Origin of the sequence: Antarcticimicrobium sediminis (assembly GCF_004348975.1) — a bacterium.
Taxonomy (GTDB): Bacteria; Pseudomonadota; Alphaproteobacteria; order Rhodobacterales; family Rhodobacteraceae; genus Antarcticimicrobium; species Antarcticimicrobium sediminis.
In genome coordinates, this window is sequence record NZ_SMFP01000032.1 from 1 (window position 1) to 11,947 (window position 11,947).

An 11,947-nucleotide genomic window follows, 5' to 3' on the forward strand; every position below is an offset into this window, starting at 1 on the left:
CCTGCCGGGCCTACCAATCCGCTCTCTTTTCAACACCTTAGTCAGAACTCGGGAACAGCGCCTGCGTGTTGAAATTCAAGGGGTTGTGGGGAAATCGCCTGCAAGAGTCCCGCAGGACATACCAAGGGCCCCTCCGCACGCCGGCCCCAATCGGGGAAAACCCCCGACGCGGGCGCAAGACGGCCGAGGCCGCCTTTCCAGCCCCATGAGTTCATATCGCGAATCCATGCCGGACTGAGCCCTGCAAGACGGCGCGCCGAAGGTGCGATTGGCGCCGGTCAAGCCGCCAGCCCAAAATCAAATTGGCGGTATCAATCCAGCAGCAAAACTTCTATATCTTCGCGAAAACCAGAAAGGTTACACCATGCCGAAATCGAAAAAACCCAAGGTAAAACGCTCCGGGGCCAACCCTGTGCAGAAACCGGGCTGGTATCAATCGCTCAACGGCTCCGCCGGACAACATAGCGAGCGGCCAACCAAGACCGGCAAGAAAGCGCAAAACAAATCAGCATGATTTGGCTGCGATTTTGTCAAAGTAACATCATCTGATCATCGTCGTGCCGGTGCATTTTGCAGACATGTGATCACCTATGTGCACCGGCCCAGGGCGATCAAAGACGACCAGATTCCTCTCCTCCGATCCCCGCATCAACGATTCTCCTCATGACCGCTCCCGGTCACGGGGGCAGAAAGAACCGCCGCACGGCCATCCGTGAAGAACGGATCCCCGACAACGTTCTGCCCCAACAGCGGCGCGACAAGCTCGGCCCATCCGTCCTGTCGAACCCTGCCGCTGCGCAGCAGGTCGGCTATCAAAAGATCACGCTCGGCATCAACATTCGGGGCGATGCGATGCGTCAGGCCCCACTTGAGACCGGTGTCGAAACTCGCAGTACCGACATAGGCCTGCAGCCCCCCGGCGGGTTTGGTCGGCACCCGCCAGAAGCGGGCGTGGTGGCGCTGGCGAAGACCTTCGGCCGGAACTGATTGTTCAAAGTCGAAATCCTGCGGCCAGCCATTCCAGAAGATCGGCGTGATCGGAGCCCTGTCATAGGGCCGATCCAGCCAGGCCGCCACGGCCGCCCGCGCCAGCGTCCGGATCGTGGGCCGGTCTGCCTCCTGCCATCCCGCCGCAGCCATGATGTCCAACAGGGCCGCGTCATCCGGCGCGAACAGAATGAGGCTGACAGGTTCCTGCGGGGTGCCGATGATGCTTTCAGTGCGGGCTGGCAGCCCACCGTCCTTCAGGGCCTGTTCGACCGATGTGGTAAGCTGGATTTCCGCTCTGGGCGCCGCCCGTTGCTGGGTCTGGGCATGGTTCACCACGACCAGCCACAGCGCCACGGCAGCGACAGCCACGATACCGGCGCTGATCCAGCGTTGCCGGCGTCTTGCGCCTGCGGGTCCGACCGCAGGGCGCTTGCCACGCCCCCAATGCTCGGCCACGAAGATGCCTGTAATCGCCCAGAGGACACCAACGACATACCCGTTCAGGACGTCGCTCAGGAAGTGCACGTTGAGATAAAGCCGGCTCAACCCCACCAGAAACACGAGACTGGCGCAGAGCAGCACCCAGAAGATATCGCGCCCGATACGTTCGCGGACAAGTACATATGTCACGAAGATGCAAAGGGCCGCGATCGCCGCACTGTGCCCGCTGGGGAAGGAATAGCTGCTCTCTGCGTAGACGGCGAAATCCGATCTGGCGCGCGCGAATACCAGCTTGAGCCCGGTAACGGTGATCTGGTTTCCGGCAAGCACAAGCCAGAGCGCAGGAATATACGCCCGCCGATCCCAAACCCACATCAAGGCCGTCGCGGCAAGCGCCATGATCACGATCGCGCGCCATTGCCCCAACCCGGTCACGAGGCTGAAGACCCGGATCAATCTGTCGTCTCGAAAGGCAAACAGCAGGTTGGACAGACGGGTGTCCGCCTCGACGATCGGTCCGTGGCCGACGACCTCCAATGTCAACTCGCCATAGAGTCCGAGAAAATACAGGAACGTCACCCCGAGCAGCGTTGTCGGCAGACCCCGAAACGTTTCCAGAGAGACGCGGGCGGCGAGAAATCGAAACAACTTCGGATGGCGGGCGACGAGGCCCCGGACTTCAGGATTGTCTCGAATCGCGGCTCCGACCGAACCAAGCACCGAGACCGTAAAGGGCCACCCGCGCCGGAGACGCGAGATCACGAACCACAGCAGCGCCAGCGCCACGAGGACGGCGCCCGCAAACAACCCGACCCGCGTGGCCGTCGGCCCGAAGATGTTGAAGGCCGTCCCAAAGAAGTACCCCACGCTGACCAAGGCAATCGCGTAGGCTCCTCCTCCGGCGATGTTCCACAGCAGGAACCGGCGGCCCCCCATCCCCGAAAGCCCGGCGACAACCGGCGCGATGGGGCGCAGCGGACCAAGGAAGTGGCCGATCACGATGCTGGCGCCACCGTACTTTGCAAAGAACCGCTGACCCCGCTCAAGGTTTGCCGTGGACAGGATGGGGTGGCCCTCCCTGAACAAGGATTCCCCCTTGGTCCCCAGCCAATAGCTCGCCTGCGACCCGAGTATGGTGCCGATGGCGACGAACCACATCATGTCGAAAAGGTCGTAAAGCCCCTGCGCCGCGAGCGCTCCGCCCAAAACGACGACGACCGTGCCGGGGGAAAACACGCTTGTCAGGACAAACGCTTCGCCCAATGCCATCAGGCCAATGACCCAATAACCCCACAGGCCCAGCGACGCGATCGAGGGCAGAAGGCTGCTCATGCCCGGCGTCCCACCGGCCAAAAACAAAAGGCGTTCGCGGCGGACATCGCTCAGAAAAGTCCGGTGAGGAAACGATCCAGACGGGTTCCCCTGCGGTAGCCGAGCCAGATGATCACGGCGGCCACGGCCCCGGTCACTGCGCCGCCAAGGACATCGCCGGCATAGTGGATTCCGATAAAGACCCGCGACAGCGCGACCAGACAGGCACCCACAAGAAACCAGAGCGCGCGCTTGCGCATCCCGCCAAGGATAAAGGAGACGGCGATGGCGAACGCCGCCGTCGCGTGATCAGAGGGAAAGGACGGGTCGACGCTTGGCGGAACAAGCAGCGTGGTCAAGCCCCCGACATAGGGGCGCGGTCGGTCGATCATCAGCAACAGGATCTGGTTCAGACCCAGACCAAGGAAAAAGGCAACTCCGGCAGCGATCAGAACATGTCTTGTGCCGCGCCGGTCCGCCCCCGACCACCATTGCAGGGCCACCGCCACCACCAGAACGGGAATGCCCCATTGCGAAATTCCGATCATGACGGCATCGCCAAGCGGAGACTTTCCGGCGAACCCATTTATCAGCGCGGTCAAGGTGGCATCGAAATCTTGCATGTTCAGCATTCCATGAAAGTTGGGCCTCCCTCACGCGTCCTTGATCGGGCCGGTTGCTTCGTCGCTGCTGCTGTCATTGCATCGTGACGCTCGTTTTACCAGAAGGTCGGAAAAAATTGCCATCCGATCAGAGGCAGAGCGCGCCCATCACGGAGCAACTCGATGATCTGAAGGCCGGCCGGACCATGCAACGGTTCGGGCACTCCCGGTGACCTGTACGAGGCCATCCCCCCCCAACGCGCGCGCCGCCCCTGATTTGTTCTGATTTTCATCCCGGTTTTGGTCTAACTTTAAGCAATGCGTCTGGAACATAGCCGACTGTCCCGTTTTCCTGGACCAAGCCCCTCTCTCCGCGTATGCGCCTTGAACTTCAGCGGTAAAATCTATCTACCGGCCCGGAAATAGAGCTCTTATCAGCCGGACCGCACCCAGATGTCAGACAGAAAACCCCAAGGAGCCTCTATCGTTTTTCAAACGGTGGGAAAGACCTTTACCAAACCCGACGGGAGCAGTGTCTCCGCTGTCGACGATGTCTCCCTGACGGTTGAGTCGGGCGCGATCACCGGCATCATCGGGCGCTCTGGCGCGGGCAAATCAACGATGCTTCGCATGGTCAACGGGTTGGAACGGCCCACCTCAGGCCAAATTCTGGTCGGCGGGCAAGATGTCGGCGCAGCGCAGGGGGCGGCTTTGCGAGCGATCCGGCGCGACGTCGGGATGATTTTCCAGCACTTCAACCTTTTGGCCTCGCGCACGGTGGCTGGCAATATCGCCCTGCCGTTAGAGGTCGCGGGCGTCCCGAAGGCAAAGATCAGGGCGCGCGTGGCGGATCTGATCCATCGCGTCGGCCTTGACGCGCAAAGCGATCGCTACCCGGCCGAGCTTTCCGGCGGACAAAAACAGCGTGTCGGCATTGCCCGCGCCTTGGCCACGGAACCCAAGGTGTTGCTGTCCGATGAGGCCACCTCGGCGCTGGACCCGGAAACCACCCAAACCGTGCTTCAGCTTTTGAAAGACATCAATCGCGAACTTGGCCTGACCATCCTTCTGATCACCCATGAAATGGCGGTGGTGCGCGATATCGCCAGCCATGTGGCGGTGATTGAGGGCGGAAAAATCGTCGAGGCCGGGAAAACCTATGACGTGTTCACCGCGCCACAGCACCCGACCACGCGCTCTTTCCTTTCGGGCGTGACCGGTGTCACCCTCCCGGCCTTTATCAAGGGGCAGATGCACGATGACCGCCCCTCTGGCCCCTGCGAAGAAGTCCTGCGCGTGACCTTTTCGGGCAAACACGCGACCGACCCGATGCTGGCGCTGTTGACCCGCGATCTGGGCATTGCGGTCAATATCCTTGCCGGCGCGGTCGAGGAAATCGGCACACAGCCCTTTGGCAACCTGCTGCTCTCTCTAGACGCGGACAAAGGGGCAGAGGCGCGCGCCTATCTTGAACGGCACGGACTTTTGACGGAGGTGCTTGGCTATGTCGGCTAACTTGATCAACCTGCTCTTGGAAGCGACGTGGCAAACGCTTTACATGGTCGCCGTCTCTGCCGCATTGGGCACCCTGCTTGGCCTGCCGCTTGGGGTGTTCTTGGCGACCTCGCAACGCGGAGAACTTTTGTCGCGGCCTTGGGTCAACAAGATGCTGGGCCTTGTGGTCAATGCCACACGCTCGGTGCCCTTCATCATTCTGGTCGTCGCCATCATCCCCTTCACCCGCATGATTGCGGGCACCTCGATCGGCACGACCGCCGCCATCGTGCCTCTGACTGTGGCCGCCGTTCCCTTTATCGCGCGCCTGATTGAAAACGCCATTCGCGAGGTCGACAGCGGGCTGATCGAGGCGGCGCGCGCCATGGGGGCGACGCCGTTGCAGATCATCCGAAAGGTGCTGATCCCCGAAGCGCTCTCCTCCATTACGCTGGGCCTGACGCTCGCCGTGGTCAGCCTGATCGGCTATTCCGCCATGGTCGGGGCCGTCGGCGGCGAAGGGCTGGGCGATCTTGGCATTCGCTATGGCTATCAAAGATTCATGCCCGAGGTCATGGCCGTGGTGGTCGTCATCCTCATCGTCCTTGTTCAACTGGTGCAATCCGTCGGGGAATGGATTGCCGCCAAGGTGGACAAACGCGCCCCCAAGGGCCGTGGGCAGTAACCCCTTCAATCCCCCTTTTCCGATACCGCTTCACAGGAGTAACCATATGTTGCGTCTTACAACCCTCACCTCCGTTCTGGCGCTGGCCGCCACCACCCTTTGGGCCGAGGACATCAAGGTCGGCGTCTCCCCCGGCGAGCACGCTGAAATCATGGAAGAAGTGGCCAAGGTCGCCGCCCCGATGGGGCTCGATATCGACGTGGTGGAATTCTCCGACTACGTGATCCCGAACACCGCGCTGGCCGATGGCGACATTCAGGCCAACTCGTTCCAGCACGTGCCCTATCTCGACAACCAGATGAAAGACCGTGGGTTTGATCTGGTCGTTGTCGGCAATACCATCACCACGCCGATGGGCATCTATTCCGACAAGCTCGACGACATGGCCGGTCTAGAAGATGGCGCAAAAGTCGCGATCCCGAACGATCCGACCAACGGTGGCCGCGCGCTTTTGTTGTTGCAGGATCTCGGTCTGGTGACCCTGGCCGAGGGCACGGGTCTGGTCCCCAGCACGCTTGATATCGACGACAACCCCAAGGGCCTCAAATTCCTTGAACTCGACGCCGCCCAATTGCCGCGCACCTTGGCGGATGCGGATATCGCGATCATCAACACCAACTATGCGATCGCGTCCGGCCTGAACCCGAAAACCGATTCCATCGCGATGGAAAAGGCCGATAGCCCCTATGTGAACGTCATCGTGGTGCGCAAAGGCGACGAGGATCTGCCTTGGGTCAAGACCCTTGTCGAGGCCTATCACTCCGATGCGGTCAAAGCCTTTATCGAACAGGCCTATAACGGCGCGGTCATCACCTCCTGGTAAATCCCCAGGCGCTGCGAACCGGCCCCAAAGGGACTTGCAAATGCAAACGCCTACCGAGATTTCTCTCGGTAGGCGTTTTTTTGTGTCCCAAACCCCGGACAGGGCCGCGCCTTGCGGCAACAGCCCCCCGATACCGGGGGAAACCGTCAGCGCGTCAGGTCAGCGTTTCAGGATCGAGCGGCCAGCGAATTCGGCCACATCGCCCAGCATCTCTTCAATGCGGATCAGCTGGTTGTATTTCGCCAGCCGGTCCGAGCGCGCCAGCGACCCGGTCTTGATCTGACCGCAGTTGGTCGCGACCGCCAGATCGGCGATGGTGGCATCCTCGGTCTCGCCCGAGCGGTGGCTCATCACGTTGGTATAACCGGCGCGATGGGCCATTTCGACCGCCTGCAGGGTCTCGCTCAGCGTGCCGATCTGGTTCACTTTCACCAGCATGGAGTTGGCTACGCCGCGCTTGATCCCATCGGCCAGCCGCGTCGGGTTGGTCACGAACAGATCGTCGCCCACCAGCTGAACCTTGCCGCCCAGTTTGTCGGTCAGGATCTTCCAGCCGTCCCAGTCGTCCTCGGCGCAGCCATCCTCGATCGAGATGATCGGATAGGCGGCAACCAATTCGGCCAGATAGTCCACGTTTTCTTCCGAGTTCAGGACCTTGCCCTCGCCCTTCATGTTGTATTTACCGTCGGCGAAATACTCGGTCGAGGCACAATCCAGCGCCAGAGCGATATCCTCGCCCGGCTTGTACCCGGCCTTTTCGATCGACTTCAGCACGAAATCCAGCGCGTCGCGGGTCGAGGCCAGTTCCGGGGCAAAGCCGCCCTCGTCGCCGAGGCCCGTGGACATGCCCGCCGCCGACAGCTCTTTCTTCAGGGTGTGGAACACTTCCGAGCCCATGCGCACGGCGTCGCGGATGTTCTCCGCCGCCACCGGCATGATCATGAATTCCTGAATGTCGATCGGGTTGTCGGCATGTTCGCCGCCATTGATGATATTCATCATCGGCACCGGCAACACCCGCGCCGAGGTGCCCCCGATATAGCGATACAGCGGCTGTTCGGTGTAATCCGCCGCCGCCTTGGCAACCGCCAAGCTGACGCCCAGAATCGCGTTGGCGCCCAGACGGCCCTTGTTGTCGGTGCCGTCCAGCTCGATCATCGTGCGGTCGATGCCGACCTGCTCGGTCGCGTCAAAGCCCACCAGCTCTTGGGCGATCTCGCCATTCACCGCCGCCACGGCCTCCAACACGCCCTTGCCCATATAGCGGGCCTTGTCGCCGTCGCGCTTTTCCACTGCCTCATAGGCGCCGGTCGAGGCCCCCGAAGGCACGGCGGCGCGGCCCATGGTGCCGTCTTCCAGAACCACGTCCACCTCGACGGTGGGGTTGCCGCGGCTGTCCAGAATCTCGCGCGCGTGAATGTCGATAATCGTGCTCATGTTCAATGTCCCGCTATGATGGTTGTTCGCCTCATACCGGGGCAAAGGCCCAAGGAAAAGGGGCGCTCAGGCCGCAGGGCGATGTTTGCGCTCACGCCAGACCCTGCGCTCGCGCCACACGGTGTAGACGCCCGAGCCCACGATGATCGCCGCGCCCACCAACATCAGTGTGTCAGGGTGTTCGTCGAAAACCACGATCCCGACCCCCAGCGCGAACAGCAGCCGGAAATAGCGGAACGGCGTCACGAAAGACACCTCGCCCACCCGCATCGCCGCCACGATGGCGTAATAGGACAACACCCCAAGCAGCACAGCCCCCGCGGTCATCGCCCAGATATAACCATCCGGCGCGACCGGCGCGCGCGGGCTGACCAGCGACAGCACCCCCGCCGCCGGGATCAGCGTGAGAAAGGCCAGAAAGCTCAACTGGAACGATGACACCCCCGCCGCCACCTTGCGGGTGGCCAGATCGCGGATCGCCAGACCGATCACACCCTGCACCGCGAACAGGGAATTCATCTCGAACCCCTCCAGCCCCGGCCGGATCACCAACAACACGCCCACGAACCCCGCAAGAATCGCGCTCCAGCGCCGCCAGCCCACCGGCTCGCGCAGAAACAACGCCGCCCCCAGCGTCACCGCTAGCGGCGTCGCCTGCAGCACCGCCGAGGCCGAGGAGAGCGGCGTCAGCGCAATGGCGGTGACAAACCCCACCGTGCCGATCAACTCGCCCAGATTGCGCAGCAAAATCGCCCCGCTCAGATAGGCGCGGGTAAAAAGCCGCTGCCGCCGCATCAGGGTCAGCGCGCCAAACACGCTCGCGCCGCCGATGCCCAGAACCGCGATGATCTGCCAGGTCGGCAGCACGCCAGCCATCAGTTTGATGAACATGTCCTCGCCGGCAAAGCCGAGCATGGCCAGCGTCATCAGCACAGCACCGCGCAGGTTATCCATTTGGGAAGGTCCAGAATTCAAGGGTCAATGCCCCCCGCAATGGCCGAATTCACCGACCGCTGCAAGACCCCGGCCCGCCGACAAACGCCAGATTGTTGACGCCACGCCGCGATGCTATGGATCGACCATGACAGCCGCTCCGCCCTCCGCCGCTCTGCCCACCGTTGTGTGGCGCAACGCCCGCACCATCGCCATCGGCGCACTGGGCGCGGGCATCGCTTGGGCCCTGTCGGCACCCGCCGCCCTGCTGGTGGGACCGGCACTGGCGGTGACACTGGCCGGGCTCACCGGGCTGCGCTGTGCTATTTCCGCGCCGCTGATGCAGATCTGTTTCGTGGTGCTCGGCATGGGGGTGGGCGCAGGCTTCACCGAACAGGCCGGCGGCGCGGTGCTGCGATGGCCGCTGGCCTTTGCTGCGCTGGCGCTGAGCATGCCGGTGACCATGTTGCTGTGCCGCTGGATCTTGCAACACGGCTTTGGCTTTGACCGTCGCAGCGCGGTTCTGGCCGCCGCGCCGGGCCATCTCAGCTTTGTTCTGGCCGCCGCCGCCGACAGCGACGGCGATGTTGCCCGCATCGCGGTGGTGCAATCGATCCGGCTGCTGGCGCTGACCCTGATCGTGCCCTTCGCGGCGTTGGCGATGGGCTATCGGCTGGCGGCCAGCGTGTTGCCCACCGGCACCCCGATGGACGCGGGCCACCTGATCGCGCTGGCCGTGATCGGCGTGGCGCTGGGGCTGGTGTTCCGCCGCCTGCACCTGCCCGCGCCGATCCTGCTAGGGCCGATGCTGACCTCGACGCTGGGTCATGTCACCGGGCTGACGCCGGGCACCCTGCCCGCTTGGCTTATGATGCCGGCCTTTCTGGTCATGGGCACGATGATCGGCACCCGGTTCTCGAACATGGAACTGGCGCAGGTGCGCGCGGCGCTGCTGGCCGGTCTCGCCGTCACGCTGGCCGGGGCCGGCATTGCCGCGCTCGCCGCCGTGCCGGTGGCGCTGGCGCTGGGGATTCCGCAATCGCATGTGCTGGCCGGGTTTGCCCCCGGCGGGCTGGAAACCATGATCGCGCTCTCCGCCGCCCTTGGCGCCAGCCCCGGCTTTGTCGCCGCCTGCCACATCATCCGGCTGCTGATCCTGAGTTTTCTGATCCCGCTGGCCCTGCACCGCGCCGGGCCGGGTCGCAGCCTCACGCCGTCAGACGCCACCTGACGCGCGGTCTTACCGAGTCTCTTACGGCTGCTTTTTTGGAACCCCGTAAAGCTCCAGCTTGTGCCCGCGCAGCTCATAGCCCAGCTTTTCGGCGATCCTGTCCTGCAAGGCCTCGATCTCGGGATCGCAGAACTCGATCACCGCGCCGGTCTCGATGTCGATCAGATGGTCGTGGTGCGCCCGCTGCGCATCCTCATAGCGCGCCCGCCCGTCGCCGAACTCCACCCGCTCAAGGATACCCGTCTCCTCGAACAGCTTGACCGTGCGATAGACCGTGGCGATGGAAATGCCGGAATCGATCGCACTGGCGCGCGCATATAATTCCTCGGCATCGGGGTGATCGTCGCTGTCCTGAAGCACCGTGGCGATGGTGCGACGCTGGCCGGTCATGCGCAGCCCCCGGGCCTCGCATCGCGCAATGATGGATTTAGGCATCGGTGCCCCCAACTGTCTTCTGGGAGTCGGGTTTAGCCTGTGTTTTCACACACCGCCAGCCGCCTTTTCTCGACCCGATCCGAGGATGCCGGTTGACAACGGGCCTGCGGACCTCCATTTGCCCCTCATGGCGTGTCTCCTGCCGCGTGAGCAGATCAGACCAAGAGCGGACACATCCGCCCGGCCCGAGAGGGCCCGAGAGAGACCGGGACGCGCCAACCTGTTCCCAAAATCACGCGTGGGGCCATAGCGCCGGTGCGACCTGTCGCGGCATCCTGCCGCCGGGTCCGAGCATCTTGCGCCCCAACCGCCGCGCGAGATGCGGCAGAACGTTCGGCCTGCGCCCCGCGCAGGCCCGAAAGGATATTGACTTGAACCAATTCGAAATGATGGGACTTCCCACCACTTTGGTCGCCCGCCTTGCCGATATGGGCATCACTGAACCCACCCCGATCCAAAGCCGTGCGATCCCGCATGCGCTGGATGGCCGTGACGTCATGGGCCTGGCCCAGACCGGCACCGGCAAAACCGCCGCCTTCGGGCTGCCGCTGCTGACCCGCATGCTGGAGGCCGGCACCAAACCCGCCCGCTATACCGTGCGCGGGCTGGTGCTGGCGCCCACCCGTGAACTGGCCAACCAGATTTCGACCACCCTGCGCGCCCTGACCGAGGGCACCCACCTCAAGGTCGGATTCGTGGTCGGCGGCCAGTCGATCAACGCCCAGATGAAACGGCTGGAACGCGGCACCGACCTGCTGGTCGCCACCCCGGGCCGGCTGCTTGACCTGCTCGACCGCAACGCGCTGACGCTGGAAGAATGCTCGTTCCTCGTGCTCGACGAGGCCGACCAGATGCTTGACCTCGGCTTTATCCATGCCCTGCGCAAGATCGCGGCCTTGCTGCCCGAAAAGCGCCAGACCATGCTGTTCTCGGCCACCATGCCGAAACAGATGAACGAGATCGCCCAAAGCTATCTGCAAAACCCGATCCGGGTCGAAGTCAGCCCTCCGGGCAAGGCTGCCGACAAGATCACCCAATCGGTGCATTTCATCGCCAAGGCCGAGAAACCCTCGCTGCTCAAGGAGCTGCTCAACAACCACCGCGAAGAACGCGCGCTGGTCTTCGGGCGCACCAAGCATGGCTCGGAAAAGCTGATGAAGTCGCTGGAAAAAGCCGGTTTCTCTACCGCCTCGATCCACGGCAACAAAAGCCAAGGTCAGCGCGACCGCGCCATCGCCGCCTTCAAGTCGGGTCAGATCAAGGTGCTGGTGGCCACCGATGTGGCGGCACGCGGCCTCGATATCCCGGACGTCAAGCATGTCTATAACTACGACCTGCCCAATGTGCCCGACAGCTATGTGCACCGGATCGGACGCACCGCGCGTGCCGGCAAGGACGGCGCCGCCATCGCGTTCTGCGCCCCCGACGAGATGGGTGAGTTCAAAGCGATCCAGAAGGTCATGGGGATCTCGATCCCCGTCGCCTCCGGTCGCCCCTGGACCCCGATGGAAGAACCGGCAAAACCCGCAGGCGGCAACCGTCGGCGCGGTGGCGGCGGCGGCGGC

At 63.2% G+C, this 11,947-nt stretch carries 11 protein-coding genes; 6 read left to right on the forward strand and 5 right to left on the reverse strand.

Annotated features, from left to right (window positions below):
• The first annotated feature begins 268 nt into the window (after positions 1-268).
• Positions 269-514 carry a hypothetical protein gene (locus E1B25_RS21230; protein ID WP_132831578.1) on the forward strand — a complete coding sequence of 82 codons (246 nt, stop codon included), beginning with the start codon at positions 269-271 and terminating at the stop codon, positions 512-514.
• 134 nt (positions 515-648) lie between these two features.
• On the opposite strand, the gene E1B25_RS21235 is transcribed toward E1B25_RS21230, so the two are convergent.
• Positions 649-2,763, reverse strand: coding sequence for an LssY C-terminal domain-containing protein (locus tag E1B25_RS21235; protein ID WP_132831579.1), 2,115 nt, complete (start codon positions 2,761-2,763; stop codon positions 649-651).
• Between the two features lie 50 nt (positions 2,764-2,813).
• Positions 2,814-3,365: a phosphatase PAP2 family protein gene (locus tag E1B25_RS21240; protein ID WP_132831580.1), complete on the reverse strand. Its 552-nt coding sequence runs from the start codon at positions 3,363-3,365 to the stop codon at positions 2,814-2,816.
• 432 nt (positions 3,366-3,797) lie between these two features.
• Between E1B25_RS21240 and E1B25_RS21245 the strand changes: the two genes are divergently transcribed.
• The 3 genes from E1B25_RS21245 to E1B25_RS21255 are packed head-to-tail and all read left to right on the forward strand — an operon-like array spanning position 3,798 to position 6,346.
• Positions 3,798-4,859: a methionine ABC transporter ATP-binding protein gene (locus E1B25_RS21245; protein WP_132831581.1), complete on the forward strand. Its 1,062-nt coding sequence runs from the start codon at positions 3,798-3,800 to the stop codon at positions 4,857-4,859.
• Positions 4,849-5,523, forward strand: a complete 675-nt coding sequence (locus E1B25_RS21250; RefSeq protein WP_132831582.1) for a methionine ABC transporter permease — start codon at positions 4,849-4,851, stop codon at positions 5,521-5,523. Before E1B25_RS21245 ends, E1B25_RS21250 begins: the two co-directional genes overlap by 11 nt.
• 46 nt (positions 5,524-5,569) lie before the next feature.
• Positions 5,570-6,346, forward strand: coding sequence for a MetQ/NlpA family ABC transporter substrate-binding protein (locus E1B25_RS21255; protein WP_132831583.1), 777 nt, complete (start codon positions 5,570-5,572; stop codon positions 6,344-6,346).
• A 159-nt stretch (positions 6,347-6,505) separates the two neighbouring features.
• Here E1B25_RS21255 and eno read toward each other — a convergent pair whose 3' ends face one another.
• Positions 6,506-7,783: a phosphopyruvate hydratase gene (eno, locus tag E1B25_RS21260; protein WP_132831584.1), complete on the reverse strand. Its 1,278-nt coding sequence runs from the start codon at positions 7,781-7,783 to the stop codon at positions 6,506-6,508.
• Between the two features lie 66 nt (positions 7,784-7,849).
• Positions 7,850-8,737 carry a DMT family transporter gene (locus E1B25_RS21265; RefSeq protein WP_132831585.1) on the reverse strand — a complete coding sequence of 296 codons (888 nt, stop codon included), beginning with the start codon at positions 8,735-8,737 and terminating at the stop codon, positions 7,850-7,852.
• Between the two features lie 127 nt (positions 8,738-8,864).
• Between E1B25_RS21265 and E1B25_RS21270 the strand changes: the two genes are divergently transcribed.
• A complete protein-coding gene (locus E1B25_RS21270) occupies positions 8,865-9,947 on the forward strand; it encodes an AbrB family transcriptional regulator (RefSeq protein ID WP_132831586.1) in 1,083 nt (360 codons plus the stop codon).
• A 21-nt stretch (positions 9,948-9,968) separates the two neighbouring features.
• Here the strand turns inward: E1B25_RS21270 and E1B25_RS21275 are convergent, their stop codons facing one another.
• Complete coding sequence (locus E1B25_RS21275) at positions 9,969-10,382, reverse strand: Fur family transcriptional regulator (RefSeq protein WP_132831587.1); 414 nt, start codon at positions 10,380-10,382, stop codon at positions 9,969-9,971.
• 371 nt (positions 10,383-10,753) lie between these two features.
• On the opposite strand from E1B25_RS21275, the gene E1B25_RS21280 reads away from it, so the two are divergent.
• The coding region (locus E1B25_RS21280; RefSeq protein WP_245510814.1) for a DEAD/DEAH box helicase at positions 10,754-11,947 on the forward strand (1,194 nt) is incomplete at its 3' end.